Genomic DNA, 19,437 nt, shown 5'->3' on the forward strand with positions numbered 1-19,437 from the left:
TGAAACCATTTAATGGAGTGGCAACTAAATATCTACAGAATTATATGAACTGGTTTATGGTCTTGGAACGCATAAAAGAGAATAACCAACGTCTCAAATCCTTTGCCTACTATGCCCTTGCTGGACAAAATGCATGGCAAATTTGGAAAACAACAACTGAATCAGTCATATAGTAGAATATAGCCTTTCTTTTTAAATGTAATTATTTCTTATTAGAAATACCTCAATACAAAGTAAAGGCTAAGCTGTGCTTAGTGGCGTTCTGAGTAAGTGAGCTATGATATGAGTATTATAAAAAATCAAACAAAAGCTCCCAGCAACAGGTAAAACAAGAACTTGGATGGAAACTTTAGATGCGGATTATATAATAAGGATAGTAAGACCTGAGACATGTGGAAATAAAGTACATTACATGTTTGATAAAATTGGTAATTTTATAAGTAAATGGTAGAAAAGAGAAATATAAATATTAAAGAAATAAAATCAATTTTAGAATTTATTCTTAGTGATCAAATATCTAGAGAAGAAGGTTCAAAATTGGCATTTGAATTAAGAGAATTATCTGATAATAATTTACTTGATTATTCTCCCAAAAAGGATGAAGATTTAATTTGGGAAGCTATACTGTTTATTGAAGGATTAGATTTAAAGGATTCACCAAATACTTATTTGCACAATGAATATGATATTAAATCGTATTTTAAAAAATTAAAAGAACCCAGCTTCCGCTAAGTTGTGCTTAGTGGCGTTCTGAGTAAGTAAGCTATGAATATTTCAGATAAATGAGCAGGAATTATAAATTTCAGAATAAGTCTGGTTTATATTTTGTGAGTTTTGACCCCGCTCGGGGGTTCTTGTAATAATATTTTTATCTAGATATGTAGGTTTAAGCCTGTGACTGATAATAATAAAGATTGGTAGATCAATAGCGATAAATACGAGTAAGAAAACTAAAAAAAGCGAGGTAAAAATTTCACACTCGCTTTTTTATATTTTGTTGTGCTCTTTTGGTATAAAGAGCAATAATCTCCTATATATCATCATAGCCTACCTGTGAATTGCATAGCTAGAAGATGCAGGAAGTTGCTTTATGAATTTGATAAACGGTTTAAGGTTCAAGGTTACTGTAATAGTGTATAAAGTTTTCATAACTGTAATTATTTTAATTAATATTCATTTTGTTTGATCATAGTATAACCAATTGTTGTGCCAAAAAATAAAGTCAAATGTATGTATTTCTTTTTCAGTGTGTTGTGTGCTTTTGTTTCTTGTGTTAAAATGTAGATACATGTGTTGATGAAGTATTTTTTAATAAGTTTTTGAACTTAAAATTTAAAAAAATGATTAAAAAATAGGTCAGTTTCAAAAAACGGTACTTCTATGTAGTATTATTGTACCAGAAAAGGATGTATTGATCCAGATTTTTGTGTTGAATAAAAAAAATTAGACATAAAAAATAAGAATAGCTTTAAAGAGAAATGTGCTAATACAAGCCATGCCATTTCCTTTGATATTGATAAAAAATTATAGTGTTTCTACATATATTTGAAGCACAATAGAATAAACATATGAGAAAAGTCCTACCCACAAAAATAAAAGCCTTCAATTTACAGGAGATGCTTCTTGTATTGGCTATTATTGGTATTTTGTTGTTGATAGCGTTGCCAAATTTCTTGCCTTTGATAGCACAAACCAAGGCGCAAGAAGCCAAAATACAGCTCAAAACGATTAGTAATATGCAAACGCAATATCGATACCTTAATTCTAAGTATTCGATGGATTTTACAGAGCTTAATTATGAAGCCCCTAAAACGGTAAAGAATGGAGGGACTGCCAATTATAGCTATGAAGTACTAGAGGCGAGTGTGTCTAATTTTAAAGCAAGAGCCACAGCCGTAGTTGATTTTGATGGAGATGGAGTGTTTAATGTGTGGGAAATAGACGAAAACGGTAATCCTAAACAAATAATAAAAGACTGATGCTTTTGGTCAAAATACTTAGCCTGGTGGTATTAGCAGCAATAGCTTATCAAGATCTTAGCGATAGAAAAGTGTACACTTTTGTATTCCCTGTGCTTATTGGCTTATTAGGATATTTACACTATCAAAGCGTAGAAATAATTACTTTTATAAGTGCGATATGTATCAATATTGCAATGCTTGCTATTATTATAGGTTTATTATACCTATATACAATAGTAAAAATAAAACGACCTTTTTTTGAAGAAGTATTCGGGATGGGTGATGTGCTCTTTTTTGTAGCACTTGCTATAGGATTTCCTACCATGACATTTATAATTTTATTTGTCTTTTCATTAATTTTTTCTTTGCTGGTATGGTTGGTTCTTAAAAAAAGAGCAAAACATGATTCAGTACCGTTGGCGGGATATATGTCTATATTTTTTGGAGTATTGTTTATAATGCAATGGGTGACTAATTCATTAACACTGTATCTGATATGAGTACTACAAAAAACTATGAAATACCAGTGCATTTGAAACAGATGATTACTTCAAATCAAGCATTTCATTATAGAATAATACCAGTAGTAAAAGAAGAGGGGATACTTCATCTCAAATCTGATACTCAGCAAGCCAATGCACTACAAAAAGAGCTGACCATTATTTTGGGATGTAAGGTTGCAATAGTAGAAGAAACTACCGAGAATATACAGGCATATCTTACTTTTAATTATCGTAAGACAACCACTTCTTCTAGTGAAAAATTACAGTATGAAGATCAATTTTTGCAAAAATTGATTGCTACAGCCAAAGATTTTGGGAGTAGTGATATTCATATGGAGCCTTATGAGAAGTTTTGTAGAGTACGTTTTAGGCTAGACGGTAAGCTAAAAGAGCAGTACACAATTTTGAGTACAGAATATCCACAATTGGTCAATCAAATCAAAATACAGTCAGGGCTAGATATATCTCAAAAAAGACTCGCGCAGGATGGTAGAATAACTTTTAAGGAAGGAACAGATGAATTTGATATCAGGGTTTCTACTATGCCAACATTATATGGAGAAAAGATAGTATTGAGGTTATTAAATAGGAATACACAAGAGGTTTCTTTGAATGAATTAGGGTTTACTCAAGAAGAAATATATGAATATCGTGAAGCCATCAAAAACCCTCAAGGAATTATCCTGATTTCTGGGCCTACAGGATCGGGTAAAACCACGACACTGTATGCTACCTTAAAAGAACTCAATAAGGAGACTACAAATATCCTTACTATAGAAGACCCTATAGAATATACATTGCAGGGGATTAATCAGGTACAACTCAGAGAAGATATCGAATTTGATTTTCCTGCTGCACTACGTGCCTTTTTGCGTCAGGATCCAGATATTATTATGGTAGGAGAGATCAGAGATGATCGTACTGCAGGTATGGCTATCAAGGCGGCATTGACAGGACACTTGGTTTTGTCTACAATACATACCAATTCGGCTTGGGCAACCATTTCTAGATTAATAGATATGAAGGTGCCTGCATTTTTACTGGCCAATACAATCACTATGAGTATTGCACAGCGATTGGTAAGAAAACTATGTCCTCATTGTAAAACAAAGAAAAAAACAGAAAGTAAAGATTTTCCTGCAGGGTTTGAAATTCCCGAAGCTATAGAACAGCATTATATAGCTGTAGGATGCAATCAATGTTATCATACAGGATATATGGGGCGTAAGGCAATTTATGAGATACTGCCTATTACAAAAGAATTGGAGACAGCTATACGGCACAATGAATTGCAGATCGATAGCTATTTAGAAAAAAGAAATATAAACACATTACAACATAACGCCATACGCATGGTTCTTAATGGAGAAACTTCTGTAGAAGAAGTATATGTACTATTGGCGGATAATTAATTATTATGAAAATACATCGACTGATACTTGGTTTTACACTGGCAATAGGAATACAGCTTTTTGCGCAGGAAAATTACCAAGCTCTGGGACAAGATAATACGCGAGTTGCTACGATAGAAAATAAGTTACAATTACTGAATGTAGATATTCCTGGATTATCAGAAAAAGTAAATGTAAATATCTCTAACACCTCATTACTTAATTTTTTACGCGCAGTATCTCAAGTACATAAAATCAATATTAATCTATCACAGGAATTAAACAATATTACAATTGTCAATGGATTTAATGATGTAAGTGTTCAGGATTTATTAGTGTTTTTGGTCAAAGAATATCAATTAGATATTGTGTTTACAGGTAATATTTTATCGATAAAACCATTTACCCCTCCATTAGTTGTTCCTGCAGAAAAAGAAATTATAGCACAATATGATGTTCTTGCGACTACGTTATCTCTGGATTTGAAAAATGACCCTTTGCCAAAGGTATTTAGAAAAATAACAGAAGCTTCAGGTAAAAATCTATTATTTACACCAGAGCTGAATAGTAAAAACCTAAACCTCTTTATAAGTAATGTTTCTTTTGATATTGCTATGAAAAAACTTGCGGAGGCCAATGATCTTGATTTTAATAAAACTAGAGACGGGTTTTATGAGTTTGCTGCTTTTCCTCAACAAGGAACCGATGGAAGTAATCAGGTTGGTTACCGCCCCAGACGAGCTAATTTTTCATATAAGGTGTTAGATACTGTAGCACGGGTTATATCTGTTGATCTTAGAGATACACCCATATCCAATGTAATCTATACACTGTCAGAAGATCTGAAACTTGATATTTTTACTGCTTCTCCATTAGAAAACGCAGGAACTGTAACCGTAAAAGCAGAATCGATTTCTTTTGATGCTTTGCTGGTCAAAATTTTTGAGAGTAATATACATACAGCGCAGAAAACTACATCAGGTAATGAGTCTAGGCAGAACAATACCAATAACTATAATACACAGTCACCCTCACAAAATAGAGCACCCGTATCAAATGCATTTACATTCAAAAGAGAAGGAAATGTATATTATTTTGGTACCGAAGATCAGTTGGCACTCAAAAAAATAGAACTGGTACAAATGATGCATCGCTCTATTGCTATGCTTGGAGATGCAAACCCTTCTAATTCTTATGGCAATAGTTTTAATAATTCTAATTTTACAACAGGAGGAGTTAATTATATATCAGGAGGTTCCAGTTCAGGGTTCAATCAAAATGGAGGTAATGCCATAAACCAGCGGGGATCATCTTTTAGAAATACAAGTTCTTCCTCTGCAGGAACACAGCGGGTAGGATCTATTTCAGATATTTTTCCCTCAACAGTAACAGCAGGATTAGATGTCAAGATAGATACAGAGCTTAATAGTTTTGTGGTGAGCGGTGCAGGAACACGTGTAGAGAAATTTAAAAATTTTATTAAGTACATAGATAAACCAGTACCTTTGATTTTGATCGAGGTAATGATTCTAGAGGTAAATCGCTCTGCGAAGGTAGAGACGGGGGTAGAGTTTGGAATTGGTAAAGAACCCGTTACTACAGAAGGAAGGACTTTTCCTGATGCAAAAATTACTTTGGGTGCCTCAACAATAAATAGGGTAATTGGTGGATTTGATGGTTTTGGATCTTTAAACTTAGGCAATGTAGTGCCTAATTTTTATATGGATATCAAAGCCATGGAAAGTAATGGTAATATAAAAATATTGTCTACTCCCAAGCTAAGTACTCTAAATGGACATAAAGCTTATTTATCGAGTGGGCAAACTACCTATTATGCGGTTACCAATCAAAACTTCTTTGGATCGCAGATCCCTCAAACATCAGAAGTGGTCAATTACCTTCCAATAGATGCAGAGTTGGCTTTAGAATTCAAACCTTTTGTATCAGGAGATGGGCAAATAACGTTAGATATACAGGTGATCCAATCCAGTTTTAGTGGAGATCGTATTGCAGAAAATGCTCCACCAGATATTAATAGTCGTAGATTTTCATCAATTATGAGAATGCGAGCAAATGATGTTGCTATTCTTGGCGGTATAGAACAAAAAGTTAAGAATGACTCAGGATCAGGAGTGCCTTTATTATCGCGTATCCCAGTTTTGAAATGGCTATTTAGTAAAAGAACTCGAGAGGACAGTAAGAAAAAATTAAATGTAATTATTAAACCAACTGTTTTTTATTAATGAGGAGTCTGTTATCGTCATATAACCCTATAGGAAAAACCCTAGTTGCTCTAGAATATTCTATTCAGCAAGAAGAATTGGTTGTTTTTGGTTTGGAACTGGTGCAAAAAAAAGGCGAATTAAATATTGCCCAAACGTTTACTTTAAAAGAATTAGAGAAGTTACAACCTGTTTTAAAAACAAAAGCAGGAGTACATCTGGTCATAACAGATGATCAGGTATTATATAAAGAAGTTTTTAATACAGGTACAGATGCAGAGGTAGTAGGTGAGGCTTTTCCTAATTTGAATCTGAATGACTTTTATTACCAAATTCTTCGATCAACAGAAAAATCATTTATAGCAGTAAGTAGAAAAGAATATGTAGAAAACTGTATTCAGGAATTTAAAGGTATAAAAGGTAAGATTGTTACAATTTCTTTGGGAGCTCTAGCAACAATAGCTTTGGCAGCATATGCAGAAGGAGAAATATTACATAGTCATACTGTAGCGATAGGTTTCAAAAATGAAGAAATCATATCAATTAATACCAAAAAAGAAGAAGTAATAGAGCATTATACTATAGAAGGTTTAGCCTTTTCCTCTACACATACATTATCACTGGCAACAGCTCTGGATGCCGTGATAAAAAACAATAAAATTTCTGGGAATCTTGATGCCAGAAATAAAGAATTACAAAAGGCATATAAAGAGTCTAGGTTTTTTAAAAACACATTACAAATAGGTGTTGGGTTTCTCTTGGTAGCATTGTTAATTAATTTTTTTGTTTTTAATGCAAACTATAAAAAATGGCAAGGATTGCAAGAAGAACTTCAGGTGTATACAGTACAAAAGGAGCAAATAACAAATAAACAGGCTGAGGTTACTACCAAAGAAGCTTTGGTGGAAAGTATATTGGCTACTGGGTTTTCTAAAAGTTCATGGTTTATCAATTCTATAGTACAAGCCCAACCCAGTACGATTATATTAACATCATTTGCATATCAGCCTTTAAAAAAACCAATTAGAAAGGATAAGAGTATTATTCTCGAGAAAGAAATGATTGCTATTTCGGGGACCTCAATAGATAAATCGGATTTTACCATCTGGTTAAGAACAATAGAAGGATTAGAGTTTGTAGATTCGGTAACAATTACACAATATGGGGTAAACAAAAAGAATACTTCAGATTTTGAATTAACGATTAATATCAAAACGAGTGATGAAACAGCAGACTAAAAATATTATACTGGGGATAGTGCTATTTTGCGTGCTTTTGATTGCGTATCGTTTTGGTTTTTCTAAAACTTTTGCGATACGGTCTGAAGTTGCAAAGTTAGAATACGAGAAAGAGAAATACTTGGCTGCACCAAAGCAATTGGTAGCATTGACAAAAAAAGAACAACAGCTTGATGTTATTTTAGCAAAAAATAATGTAGAAGGAAATTCTCTGCAACATAATCTGTTGAAAACATTGCATTCGTTGTCTGCAACATCAGGGATTAAAATAATTTCTTTTGAGGAGCCTCATATTTATTTTAATGAAGATACAAAAGAAGGAACAACCACCTATGACTTTGTTTTACAAGGTGATTATAAAGGATTGATAGGAGTGATATATGCTTTAGAGCAAGAGTATAGTTTTGGGAATATTACCCAAGTTTATTTTGAGAAAAAGAAAAATTTTAGATCAGGGGCAAAATACTTGCAATGCAAGGTGTTATTGCAACGTCTTAATTAATTAGGATAAAAATAGAAGAACAATAGTATGAATTATAGAATAGTTGGTTATATATTTTTTTTGATATGTTGTTGTGTGGGGTGCCAGAGTATCAAGGTTGACAAAAGCACCATGCATACTGCGGTAAAGAATCCTATTGCTCCTGGATTAATAGGAGTGCAAAAAAATGGAATGTACGCCTCTGAATTTCAAGCCTCTGCCATACCCGAGTATAAAAAGCGTATTAGAGTGAATGCTACAAGAGTTGATTTTAGTCAAACCACATTTAAAGCATACCTGAACGTTTCAAAAGGTAATAAGCAACAAATAAAGTATGTAGATTCTCTTGAGAGCAAACCTCGTTTTATGACATTTGAGTTATTGGATAGAGTTACGATACTGAGTGAGCTTCAAAAAGAATATAATGTAGAAGCTCTAACGTATATAAAAAATCAAAAAGAAGCGAGTATAGTAACCTCGATATCATTGGCAATACCAGAATCACTTATGCAGGAAATAGAGCAAGCAGAAGCAGTTTTTATAGGTAGTGGAGCTTATAAACAGTATGAGTTATCGTTGATAAAAGATGGAAGAAAGTATAAGGAAATTGATTTTTCTAGTACCACAATCTTTGCTTATGGATTGTCATTTTTTTGCTGGGGTGAAAATGATAGGAGACAAATAATGTTGGCAGATATTATTGGAGAAAAATCATCATGCCCCAAAAATGCGTATAGAGATGCAGAAAAGGCAACAGCAAAAATGAATTATTTTAAACTTTGATTATGAAAAAATTAGTTTTTTATATACCTGTATGTTTCTTGACTATTTTTGGTTGTGAAGAGGTGCTTTTTGAAGAAGATTTATCTGATAAAGAAATCGTGCTGATTGCTCCTTCTGATAAAACAACAGTAGAGAATACCTCAGTAACTTTTAGTTGGGAGGCAGTAGATCAGGCAACAGAATATCACCTTCAGTTGGCGCAACCTAATTTTGAGAATGCAACTCAAATAGTTATGGATACAACCGTTGCATCAACTAGTTTTAATACAACTTTGGTTAAAAATGAGTATGAATGGAGGGTAAGAGCAGAGAATTCAGGTTCGGCTACATCATATGTCAATGCTGGATTTAAAATAGTTGAAAGTGAGGACTTCTCGGCAAGAGAAGTATTATTGATTGCACCTCAAAATAATGGAATTGTCAATGCCACTACCTCAAGTTTGCAATGGCAAGCAGTGGCAGATGCTACTTTATACAGAGTGCAATTACTCAACTCAAGTACCGAAGTGATTAGTGAACAAACAACTACAGAAACAGCAATAACCATTACTTTTCCTGAAGGAGTCACTACATGGCAAGTACGAGCAGAAAACAATACTCAAAGTACACTATTTACTACTAGAACATTGACAGTAGATAGCCAGAATCCCAAAAAACCTGTACCTACGGCGCCTGTAAATGATGCTTCTCAAACAGCAACAACGGTTGCATTTACTTGGACAAGAGAAGAAGTGCAAGGTACGGCAGAGTTTGATAGTATTTATATCTATAAAGATGAGCAATTGACACAATTAGCGTACAAAAACAAAGTAACATCACCTGCAGATATTGAATTGGAAGCGAGTACAGTATATTATTGGTTTCTAAAAGGATTTGATGAGGCTGGTAATCAAAGTGAATCCAGTACTACTTCAAAATTTACAATAAATTAAATAACAGATGCTAAAAGGTAAAAAAGGATTATATGTTTTATTGCCATTAGTGGCTTTTATTTGGGGAGCAATTGTTTTTCAAGTAGTAGGTGCTTTTTCTGATGAGGACCCTGTTGTTATGGGAACAGAAGAAGTGTCAGTAGCTCCAATTAAAACAAAGGAACGAGAACGTTTTAAATTGGGTGTGGTAGAACGAGATCCTTTTTTAGGGACATTGTATAAACCTAAGAAGAAGAAAATAAGTACAGTAAAAGTAAGAGTGAAAAAAACCGTACTGGTCTGGCCATCTATTCAATATAAAGGAGTGGTTTCTGGGCAAGGTAATACAAATGCGATTTATCTTATTGAAATCAATAATGCAGATCAACTTATTAAATTACGGCAAACAATTTCTGAAGTAACGTTGGTAAAAGCTTTTTCGAGTTCTGTGCGATTACGGTATAAAGGAAAAACAAAGGATTTTAAAATAGTGAATTGATTTTTTTTTCAAAAATAAAAGCACAGGCTATGCAATTTGCTATACTCATTTCAGTATTAATAGCAGTATTGCTGAGTGCTTTTTTGTTGCTTACCCATGTGCATTCTTTTTTTAGAATCAAATCTCAAGAAGCAATAGTAGCCTTTGATCAAGCAAATAGGCAGTTATTTGAATCATTAGAGCAGGATAAAATATCAAAAGACACTGTTGTATCTATTGTTGATATAAAAACTAGTAAGCAATTCATAAATTATCATGGAGTTTGGCAAAAACGATATACAGAAGTAGACATACATAATCAAAAGGCTGTAAAAATTGCATATACGGGAACAGAACGATCAGATAATACACCAAATCTGTATATTGAAGATAGAAACTCACCTATTGTAGTGGTGGGAGCAACAAGACTAGAAGGTAAAAGTTATATTCCTAAGCAAGGGATCAAAGCAGGGAATATTTCTGGAAAATATTACCAAGGTAATGCCCTGTATTATGGTCGTGTTTTGGAGAGTAAAACATCGCTTCCTGAGATGAATCCCGAATGGATTAGATATTTAGAGAATATTATACAGGGCGATCTTATTGGTCAAGGAGAGATGATCGCACTAGAGAAAGAGCTTAAGAATACATTTTATAACCCTCTTCAAGTAATTTATGATAGAGGTCCTGTTTTTTTGGATGATGAAAAAATAACAGGAAATATTGTTATTCAGTCAGGGACTAAAATTATTGTTGGGTCTGGAGCAAAATTGACAGATGTTGTTTTGATAGCTCCAGAAATAATAATAAAAACAGGAGTTAGAGGTAGTTTTCAAAGTATTGCCACCAAAAACATAAAAATTGGAAGAAAATGCTATTTGTCGTATCCTTCTTCGGCTATTCTTATCGATAAAAAGATAATAAAAGAAGATGGGCAAAACAATCAACTTCTATATGCGAAACCTGATTTTGTAATTGATAAGGGGGCAGTAGTTGAAGGTGTTATTGTATATTTAAATAAAAATAAGAGTACAAACAATCGTATTAAAACACATGTAGAGATCGCTTCTAATGCTACCGTTATAGGAGAAGTGTATTGCCAAGGTAATGTTGATTTTCAGGGAACTGTATTGGGATCATTATATGCACAGCAATGTATAGCTAGGCAATCAGGATCAGTGTATTTAAATCATATCTATAATGGCAAAATATTGTTGAATCCTGTTATAGATTATGCGGGGTTACCGTTTGTAAATTCAAAATACAGTATTGCCAAATGGTTGTATTAAAAAAGATAAAAGGCGCTACATTGATAGAGGTTCTTACGGCTTCGGTTTTGATCGTTATCGTATTTATGATAGCCAGTTTAAGTTTTAATACAGTATTCAGTAATCAAATAAAAAGAGATCGTACTGCAATTGATAATAGAGTGAAAGAGTTGGAGTATCTTTTTATTCATCATAAAATTAAATTGCCTTATACAGAAGATTTTGACGGTTGGGAGGTAATTATAACTTCAATGTCAAATCATACAGTTATATCATATAGTAAAGGAGATGTTGAATTAAAAAAGCGACTGATTGTAAAATGATTAAAATAAATCAAAAAATCAAGGCTTTTACCCTTACAGAAGTTATGGTAGTGATTGTAATTTCTACTATAGTTGTTGGATTGGCATTTTCAGTATTGAAGATAGTACAGGAAAGCATGAGTAATATTGATGAGAACTATGAGTATAAAGAAGAAATGCAATCTTTTGAAGTTGCTTTGACAATAGATTTTAATAGATTGACTTCTGTAAAATGGAATCCATATGAGAGTACGTTGTCTATGTATTCTCCTATAGAAGAGAAGGAGTATAAGTTCTTTAGCGATAGTATAGTGACAGCTATTCATACATACCCTTTACAATTAAAAGAAAAAAAATTTTACTTTGAGGGTGAACCTGTGAATTCTGGGGATGTTGATGCAATGAAATTAACTTTCTATAATACCAGAGAATTACATCGTGTTTTTGTGTTTAAATATAATGACCCTACGATACATTTTTAAAATATGGGAATAAAAATAGAAAAGACCAAAAAACAATATCAAGAAGAATCTTCTTTTGTTATTTCTGAGATACTCACCAAAGAAATTACACTGTTTGGAAATGCGTTTACATCAAAAAAGAAAGAACAATGGTATGCCGAACTTAGTGTGTTATTAAAATCTGGAATTGATCTAAGAAGTGGGCTAGAACTATTGTCTGAGACTCAAAAAAAAGAAAAAGATCAAAAATTGATGGCATCTATGGTTGCTAAGTTGGTTGCGGGAACTCCTTTTTCTGAAATCTTGAAACAGAATAAAAATTTTACAGACTATGAGTATTATGCTGTCAAGATTGGGGAGCAAACAGGTGAATTGGCAAAAATCACACTAGAACTCAGTGAATTTTATAAAAGAAAAAATGAACTGCGTAGAGAAATTGTTTCTGCACTTACCTATCCTATAATTGTAATGTGTACTGCTATGATCGTTATTGTTTTTATGCTTCGATATGTAGTGCCAATGTTTGTCGATATTTTTAAGCAAAATAATGTAGAGCTTCCTGGTGTAACCAAAGGGATTATTAATTTTTCTGATTTTATAAGTAATTATGGTTGGTTGGTGTTTGGGTGTTTATTAGTTACTAGTGTAGTTCTAATTTTTGTTTCCAAAAAAAAATGGTTTCGAAAAATATTGGGCAATGTACAGTTGAGGTTGCCAATTCTAGGGAATTATTTTAGAAAAATCTATATGGCACAGTTTACACAAGCTATTTCTTTGCTTACATCATCAAAAGTTCCTATGGTAGAGAGTATCGATCTGGTAAAAAATATGATTGATTTTTATCCGCTTCAACAGGGCTTGTATAATACAAAAAAAAGGGTGTTGGCAGGAGATGCTTTAAGTGTTTCCTTTGCAAAGAATCCTATCTTTGATAAAAAAATGATAGCTATGATTCGGGTAGCAGAAGAAACGAATCAGACAGAATTTATTTTTCAAAAACTAAATGAGCAATATAATCAACAAGTAAAATATCAATCTCAAGTAATTTCTAATGTACTTAATCCTTTGCTTACAATATTTGTAGGAATTATAGTTGGTGTTATTCTTATTGCTATGTATTTGCCAATGTTTAGGTTAAGTAGTGTGATTGGATGAGAATAGAAGGTTGTTTCATGAGGGTTATATGCATTTAATTTTCTAGATTTAACCTGTATTAAAACACATTAATTTTGAAAGAAAAACAACTTTGGTTAGACAATGCTAGGGCGATGACTACGATCGCAGTGATATTTTTGCATGTTGCAGCTCCTTTGTTATACAAATATGGGGAAGTGTCTGATGAATTATGGTGGGTAGGTAATGTGTATGATAGCTCAGTTAGGTTCTGTGTTCCGATTTTTTTTATGATCACTGGGGCGCTATTGTTAAGCAAGGATAGTACTTTGTCTGATTTTTTGAGAAAAAGATTTCTAAGAATTATACCCCCATTGGTTTTTTGGAGCCTTGTGTATATAGTCTACAATACTTTTATAGTTGATGAGAAAAGTGTTACCCTGTTAGAATTTGGAGGTAAAATAATAAAAGGTCTTTTTCAAAGAAGTGAATATCATCTTTGGTTTGTCTATGTATTGCTAGGGCTTTATTTGTGTATTCCAATACTGAGAAAATGGATTAGAGATGCATCTAATAAAGAAATACATTACTTTATATTGATTTGGGGAATTACTTTGCTTTATGGTATTCCTGGGGTAAGTGATTATTTACCTGAGATTACATTGGTAAATTTTTCTGGTTTTATAGGATATCTGGTATTAGGGTACTATCTAGCGAATAGAACTGTAAAGAATGGCTACATCCCTGTGATATTTGTAACTATAGGGACCTTGGTAACGATCTTTGGAACATATTATTTATCATATCAAGAACAAGAGTTTTGTGAATACCTTTATGGCTATTTAACTCCAAATGTATTGATGAGTTCAATAGGTGTTTTCTTATTATTTAAAAGATGGTCTATAAAAAATAAAATAGCAATAAAAGCAATTACATTTCTTAGTGATCATAGTTTTGGGATTTACTTAAGCCATATTTTGGTTTTATCGATTCTTGAAAGACAAGGTTTGGATTGGAGTTGGATTCATCCTGCGTTTAGTATTCCATTATTGACAATCGTGAGTTTATTAGTTTCTGGGGGGATTGTTTATCTGCTCAAAAAAAACAAATATGGGCGGTATGTTTCTGGGTAAAAAAAAGTGTGTTTGATATGTAAAAAGGGTAAGCCCACTTTATGCAACAGAGCTTCGTTATGAAGTTTGGAAGTATTATAAATACAAGTGTTTTAGTCATTTTTGTATAGTACTGCTATGGAGAAATAGAAAAACAGAGCAAAGCGATTGTATTTGCAGTAGATCCAAGACGTAATAGATTTTTCATTGTATCAAGGGATTAAAATACGGTAAGAACTATTTTGAATTAAAAAAGGCGTGTTTTAAATTTTAAAAGGTGCATAGTTTAGTTATATTTGCGGCAAATTAAACAAAAATATAAGATGTCAATATCTGATTTATTTGATAGCGGATTTCAGAAAAGAAACCAAGATCATTTTGCTGCAATTGTAAAAGTTGCAATGAGCGATAGTGTGATTACTGATGAGGAAAAGGCTTTTCTGGATAGATTAGCCAGAAAACTTGATATTTCTGAGAATGATTATAAAGAGATTTTAAAAGATTACAATTCTCATTCTATCAATCCTCCGATAAGTTATGAGAGAAGATTAGAACGTTTGTATGATCTGTCTAGAATGGTATATGCAGATCATATAAAAGGAGATGATCAAGTAGTTTTATTAGAAAAACTTAGTATAGGTTTAGGTTTCAGTCCTGAAAATGCTAAATATGTAGTAGATAAAGCCTTAAACCTTATTGATAAAGGAGTTGGTGGTAATGCTTTTGAAGAAGAGATCAAGAATATGAACAGATAATTTATAACTGTTTTTATTTGAAAAAATATAATTTTAAAAAAGGCTGCCTCTATGAAGCAGCCTTTTTTGCTATTTGTTTTGTGATCTTATAGATTAACTCTTCTTGTTCAAAGGGTTTAGCTATAAAATCATCCATTCCAGATCGTATGCACTTGTCTCGAGCAATATGGCTGGCTTTTCCAGAAAATCCAATAATAGGAACATCAGAAATAAACTTATCGCCATAATTGTTTCGGATGATATGGGCGGCTTGATATCCATCAATTTTAGAAAGAGTAAGATCCATTAATACGAGGTCATATCGACGACGTTCAATGTAATTGATTGCCTCTTCTCCGTTGATAGCAATATCAACAAAGAAATTACCTTGAGAGATTAATACCTTCATGATTAGGTATTGTGTGATCTCTTCGTCTTCAACAACAAGAATTCTAAACTTGTTTTTTGTTTTAGGTAATTTATATTTTTTCTTTTTTCGCTCTGGAACAGCTTTTGTAACTTCAAATTTAAATGGAAGCTTGATATTAAAAATAGTTCCTTTCTCTAATTCACTAGTAACTTTTATTTCGCCGTTTAAGAGATCTACTAGGTTTTTTACAATAGCAAGACCTAGTCCAGTTCCAGGAACACGTTTGTTGGCTTCAAAACGAGAAAAACGGTCAAAAAGAAATGGGATGTTTTCTTCCATAATCCCAATTCCTGTATCTTCAATTTTAAAATTAAGACTTACTTTATTAGTTCGCTGGTAATTTTTTGTTATCGAAAAGATGATTTTCCCTTCTTCGGTAAACTTAAAAGCATTGGTTAGAATATTATTGAGGATTTGATATATTCTTGTTCTATCACCAATAAGGTATTCTTGTACGCTAGAATCTATATTGGTTTTAAAAACAATCTGTTTTTCCTCTGCTATTTTAGAGAAGGATTCCCTAAACCCATCAATCAAATTTTGAAAAGCAAAACGTTCTTCTACTATTTTTAGTTTTCCAGATTCTATTTTTGAGAGATCGATCATGTCATCTATTAATGCATTAAGATGAAGACTTTCTCTTTTTATGATTCTGGTAAGCTCTTCTTGCTCAAAAGTAAGCTTGGTTTTTTCTAAAACTTCTACAAACCCTAATATACTGGTTAGAGGAGTTCTTATTTCATGGTTAATATTAGAAATAAAACTATTTTTGAACTCTTCTTTTTCTATAAGATATTTATTCTTGAGTTCTAGTTCTTTAGCTAATAAAATTGATTCGTTTTTTTGTTGTGCTATTTGGTTGAGATCTTTGTATTTACCTGTGTAATCAAAAAGAATAATTATGATTTCTTGTTCTTTGAATGTGACGGTAATATCACATATTTTTTCAGACTGATTATCTTCTAGATGGATGCATGGAAAATTTAGTGCCTTTTTATCGAGATCATTATCTTCTGCAAAAGAGCGTAGGACCTCAAAAAAAGGATGCGCATCATAGATTGAAGTATCCTTTTGCCAGTTAAAAAGATTTTTATCTGTTTCTGTAATGATACCATCATAAGAAGCATTAATAATCTGTACTTGAGGATTAAACTGCAAAGGGTTATTCTGATTAGCCATACTCTTTTATTTGCTTATTTCGTTTGCCAAATCAGAAAAGAAATGTTCAATATTTTTATTTGTTTTGGCGCTAGTTAGACAATCAAAGGGTATGTTTTTTTCCGTCAAAAGGGCGTTAATTTCTTTTTCATTAACTAGGTCTAATTTATTACCTATTACTTTGGCGGGTATTTTATTGTAATTTTCTTTTAGATACTTTAGGTCTTTAGTAAGGGTTATATATGTTTCTTCTCTTGTAAGGTCAAATACATAAATAAAGGCATGTGAGCCTAAGAGATAGGATTTTCTGGTGTCTTCAACACTATCAGAATGTCCTTCTGCGTCCCAAATAATCATTGATAGTTCTCTGCCATCGGGTAGCGTTATAACTTTCTTTTTTATTTGGACTCCTAGAGTCACTTTGTATTCTTCAGAAAATTCGTTGTCCATAAAACGCCTGAAAAGGGACGTTTTTCCAACACCGAAGTGTCCTAAAAGCACTACTTTTTTAGACAATTTCATCTGCAAAATGTTTTTTTAATTTTTTAGTAAAAAGGCTACTGTCTTCTAAGTCTTTGCTCGAAATATGGTTTTTAGCAAAGTCGATAATTTGATCTTCCAAAACTTCTTTAAACATCATATTATAAGCTCCTGAAATTACAGCAGCAACATAATATGAATAAAAGTTTTGTATGTGTATGGTATATAATTCGTATTCTATGAGTTCTAGATTTTGATTTCCACCTTGAAAAGCATCTTCAACAAAGCTTTTTATAGCAGTAAGCATTCCAGCAATCATCTCTTTGTCTATGGTGTTCTCTGATAATGGGCTATAGTCAGCAAGTAATATTCCAGAATTTTTTTCTATTACAAATAACTGAATTAATCTAGGTTTGGCATAATCGTTTATTGCGAGATCCCCTTCGCTAATTCCTTGTGCTCTTGCTTTGGTTCTGCGAAACCAGTTTCTGAAAGAAAATGCCTTTTTGGTTTTTTTACTGATATTTTCACTCAATAATTTCATTTCATGAGCGATATATTTTTTTATCATTTTACCAATGATAGGAAACAACGCTTCTACTACGGCATCTTGTGAGTTTTTTATTTCCTCTTTTAGGGCTTGAGTAATAGTTGGTCCTAATGTTTTAGGGATTTCTTCTACAAATTGCTCTAGTCTATCATCAATAATTGGATCAACCTTATGAGAGAGTTCTTTTTTCTGATTTACAATTTTGGTTAGTTGCTCAACCTTTTGAGCAATGGAGTCAGCATATTCATGTTCTTCTGTAAAAAGAAGTTCTTTAAGAATTTTGAGTTTATCCTGCTCTTCCATACCCTTGGATAGATTGGATTATTTTTGATTGATTTTTTCTCCCAGATTGATAAGAAGGTCTCCTAATATTTTTTTGTCAACTTTCTTGTTGTCCAGCATATCTGTTTTATCTTCCAAATTATCTTCTAATTCTGTGATCCTAATATTAAGGTCAGTGCTCAAATTATCAATTGCTTGAAATAACTCTTTACGAGTATCATCAATCAAGTCTTCAAGGTCCTTCTTTTTTGAAGTAATTTCTTTTTTTACTTTTTCAAATTCTGAATTGTAAGCAGCAATATTTTCTCCAAATATTAGGTTCTTTATTGCTTCTATTTTTGAAGAAGGATCATCAGAAATTTTTTCTTCAATAGCTTTACTTTCTTTAGCCATTTTGATCAGTTTATTAGATTCATAATTTTGAACTCCTGTAAAATTAACATAAAAACGTTAAATAAGTGGTTATTATGGTAATAATGTTAACTTGTAGAATTAAAATCGGGTAGAAATAGAAAGATTATGTTGTGTATTTGACTATTTAGATTTATTCCATAAAAGATTCAACCTTTTCAACCATGTTTTTACTACCACAAATAAAAGGGGTGCGTTCATGTAATTGAGTAGGTTTGAGATCCATTATTCTTGTATATCCATCACTAGCTTTACCTCCTGCTTGTTCTGTAATAAAAGCCATTGGATTACACTCATATAATAAACGAAGTTTACCTTTAGGAGATTTTGATGTGCTAGGATACATATAAACGCCTCCTTTGATCATATTGCGATGAATATCACTTACCAGAGAACCAATATATCTTGAAGTATATGGGCGATCTTCTTTTTCTTCTTGACAATATTTTATGTAATCTTTAATCCCTTGTGGAAAATGTATGTAGTTTCCCTCGTTTACAGAATAGATAGTACCATCTTTTGGGAATTTCATATTAGGGTGTGATAAATAATAGGTTCCCAATGCAGGGTTTAGTGTAAAACCATTAACACCATGGCCAGTAGTGTATACCAACATAGTAGAAGTACCATAAATAATATAACCAGCAGCCACCTGTAAGTTACCTGGTTGTAAAAAATCTTCTAGTGTAACAGGGGTTCCCATAGGAGTTATTCTTCTATAGATAGAGAAAATTGTTCCTACAGATACATTTACATCTATATTAGAGCTACCGTCTAGAGGGTCCATAAGGACAACATAATTATTGCGATGGTCATTTTTTTGTCCTTTTATAGTAATGAATTCATCATTTTCTTCAGAAGCAATACCACATACAATTTCTCTATTGGTAAGAGTATTTATAAAAGTTTCATTGGCAAGAATATCTAGTTTTTGCTGATCCTCTCCTTGAATATTAGTTTCACCTGCCGCTCCAGTAATGTCAACAAGTCCCGCTTTATTCACCTCATGATTTACCATTTTTGCTGCTAATCGAATCGAATTGATTAAACGAGAAAGTTCTCCGCTTGCGTACGGAAAATCCTTTTGGTTTTCAATGATAAACTCTCCTAAGGTCTGATTTCTTCTTGTCATTTACGGTGAAATTTGTTTGTTGCAAAAGTATTATTT

The 19,437-nt window shown here is 32.5% G+C and carries 21 protein-coding genes; 16 read left to right on the plus strand and 5 right to left on the minus strand.

Annotated elements, in window-relative coordinates; translation table 11 throughout:
* The first annotated feature begins 444 nt into the window (after nucleotides 1-444).
* The 16 genes from CVD18_RS10115 to CVD18_RS10190 all read left to right on the plus strand — a co-directional run bounded on the left by CVD18_RS10115 (nucleotide 445) and on the right by CVD18_RS10190 (nucleotide 14,979).
* Complete coding sequence (locus tag CVD18_RS10115; RefSeq protein ID WP_103865327.1) at nucleotides 445-732, plus strand: hypothetical protein; 288 nt, start codon at nucleotides 445-447, stop codon at nucleotides 730-732.
* Between the two features lie 836 nt (nucleotides 733-1,568).
* Nucleotides 1,569-1,979, plus strand: a complete 411-nt coding sequence (locus CVD18_RS10120) for a prepilin-type N-terminal cleavage/methylation domain-containing protein (protein WP_103865328.1) — start codon at nucleotides 1,569-1,571, stop codon at nucleotides 1,977-1,979.
* 5 nt (nucleotides 1,980-1,984) lie between these two features.
* A complete protein-coding gene (locus tag CVD18_RS10125; RefSeq protein WP_146052751.1) occupies nucleotides 1,985-2,461 on the plus strand; it encodes a hypothetical protein in 477 nt (158 codons plus the stop codon).
* Nucleotides 2,458-3,876, plus strand: coding sequence for a GspE/PulE family protein (locus CVD18_RS10130; protein WP_103865330.1), 1,419 nt, complete (start codon nucleotides 2,458-2,460; stop codon nucleotides 3,874-3,876). The genes CVD18_RS10125 and CVD18_RS10130 overlap by 4 nt, the downstream gene beginning before the upstream one ends.
* Nucleotides 3,877-3,881: 5 nt before the next feature.
* Entirely contained in the window at nucleotides 3,882-6,098 is a 2,217-nt protein-coding gene (locus CVD18_RS10135) for a type II secretion system protein GspD (protein ID WP_103865331.1), read from the plus strand.
* Entirely contained in the window at nucleotides 6,098-7,315 is a 1,218-nt protein-coding gene (locus CVD18_RS10140) for a hypothetical protein (RefSeq protein ID WP_103865332.1), read from the plus strand. The genes CVD18_RS10135 and CVD18_RS10140 overlap by 1 nt, the downstream gene beginning before the upstream one ends.
* Complete coding sequence (locus CVD18_RS10145) at nucleotides 7,299-7,817, plus strand: hypothetical protein (protein ID WP_103865333.1); 519 nt, start codon at nucleotides 7,299-7,301, stop codon at nucleotides 7,815-7,817. Before CVD18_RS10140 ends, CVD18_RS10145 begins: the two co-directional genes overlap by 17 nt.
* Before the next feature lie 27 nt (nucleotides 7,818-7,844).
* The gene (locus CVD18_RS10150) at nucleotides 7,845-8,579 is read left to right on the plus strand and encodes a hypothetical protein (protein ID WP_146052752.1); all 735 of its coding nucleotides are present in this window, start codon (nucleotides 7,845-7,847) and stop codon (nucleotides 8,577-8,579) included.
* A gap of 2 nt (nucleotides 8,580-8,581) precedes the next feature.
* Nucleotides 8,582-9,511: a hypothetical protein gene (locus tag CVD18_RS10155; protein ID WP_103865335.1), complete on the plus strand. Its 930-nt coding sequence runs from the start codon at nucleotides 8,582-8,584 to the stop codon at nucleotides 9,509-9,511.
* A 7-nt stretch (nucleotides 9,512-9,518) separates the two neighbouring features.
* The gene (locus CVD18_RS10160; protein WP_103865336.1) at nucleotides 9,519-9,989 is read left to right on the plus strand and encodes a hypothetical protein; all 471 of its coding nucleotides are present in this window, start codon (nucleotides 9,519-9,521) and stop codon (nucleotides 9,987-9,989) included.
* Nucleotides 9,990-10,018: 29 nt separating this feature from the next.
* On the plus strand, nucleotides 10,019-11,257 hold the full coding sequence (locus CVD18_RS10165) for a hypothetical protein (RefSeq protein WP_146052753.1): 1,239 nt from the start codon (nucleotides 10,019-10,021) through the stop codon (nucleotides 11,255-11,257).
* On the plus strand, nucleotides 11,245-11,559 hold the full coding sequence (locus CVD18_RS10170; protein ID WP_103865338.1) for a Tfp pilus assembly protein FimT/FimU: 315 nt from the start codon (nucleotides 11,245-11,247) through the stop codon (nucleotides 11,557-11,559). Before CVD18_RS10165 ends, CVD18_RS10170 begins: the two co-directional genes overlap by 13 nt.
* Nucleotides 11,556-12,020 carry a prepilin-type N-terminal cleavage/methylation domain-containing protein gene (locus tag CVD18_RS10175; protein WP_103865339.1) on the plus strand — a complete coding sequence of 155 codons (465 nt, stop codon included), beginning with the start codon at nucleotides 11,556-11,558 and terminating at the stop codon, nucleotides 12,018-12,020. Before CVD18_RS10170 ends, CVD18_RS10175 begins: the two co-directional genes overlap by 4 nt.
* 3 nt (nucleotides 12,021-12,023) lie before the next feature.
* Nucleotides 12,024-13,154, plus strand: a complete 1,131-nt coding sequence (locus tag CVD18_RS10180; RefSeq protein WP_103865340.1) for a type II secretion system F family protein — start codon at nucleotides 12,024-12,026, stop codon at nucleotides 13,152-13,154.
* A 74-nt stretch (nucleotides 13,155-13,228) separates the two neighbouring features.
* Nucleotides 13,229-14,245 (plus strand): acyltransferase, encoded by a 1,017-nt coding sequence (locus CVD18_RS10185; protein ID WP_103865341.1) that lies wholly within the window; start codon nucleotides 13,229-13,231, stop codon nucleotides 14,243-14,245.
* 302 nt (nucleotides 14,246-14,547) lie between these two features.
* Nucleotides 14,548-14,979, plus strand: coding sequence for a fructose 1,6-bisphosphatase (locus CVD18_RS10190; protein WP_103865342.1), 432 nt, complete (start codon nucleotides 14,548-14,550; stop codon nucleotides 14,977-14,979).
* A 49-nt stretch (nucleotides 14,980-15,028) separates the two neighbouring features.
* Here CVD18_RS10190 and CVD18_RS10195 read toward each other — a convergent pair whose 3' ends face one another.
* From CVD18_RS10195 to fbp, 5 genes are all read right to left on the minus strand, one after another.
* The gene (locus tag CVD18_RS10195; protein WP_103865343.1) at nucleotides 15,029-16,567 is read right to left on the minus strand and encodes an ATP-binding protein; all 1,539 of its coding nucleotides are present in this window, start codon (nucleotides 16,565-16,567) and stop codon (nucleotides 15,029-15,031) included.
* Between the two features lie 6 nt (nucleotides 16,568-16,573).
* Nucleotides 16,574-17,068 (minus strand): Rab family GTPase, encoded by a 495-nt coding sequence (locus CVD18_RS10200; protein WP_103865344.1) that lies wholly within the window; start codon nucleotides 17,066-17,068, stop codon nucleotides 16,574-16,576.
* A complete protein-coding gene (locus CVD18_RS10205) occupies nucleotides 17,055-17,879 on the minus strand; it encodes a cell envelope biogenesis protein OmpA (protein ID WP_103865345.1) in 825 nt (274 codons plus the stop codon). The genes CVD18_RS10200 and CVD18_RS10205 overlap by 14 nt, the downstream gene beginning before the upstream one ends.
* Nucleotides 17,880-17,897: 18 nt before the next feature.
* A complete protein-coding gene (locus tag CVD18_RS10210; RefSeq protein WP_103865346.1) occupies nucleotides 17,898-18,251 on the minus strand; it encodes a fructose 1,6-bisphosphatase in 354 nt (117 codons plus the stop codon).
* A 151-nt stretch (nucleotides 18,252-18,402) separates the two neighbouring features.
* Nucleotides 18,403-19,401, minus strand: coding sequence for a class 1 fructose-bisphosphatase (gene fbp, locus CVD18_RS10215; protein WP_103865347.1), 999 nt, complete (start codon nucleotides 19,399-19,401; stop codon nucleotides 18,403-18,405).
* Nucleotides 19,402-19,437: the final 36 nt, after the last annotated feature.

Source organism: Aquimarina sp. I32.4, assembly GCF_002924285.1.
GTDB lineage: Bacteria > Bacteroidota > Bacteroidia > Flavobacteriales > Flavobacteriaceae > Aquimarina.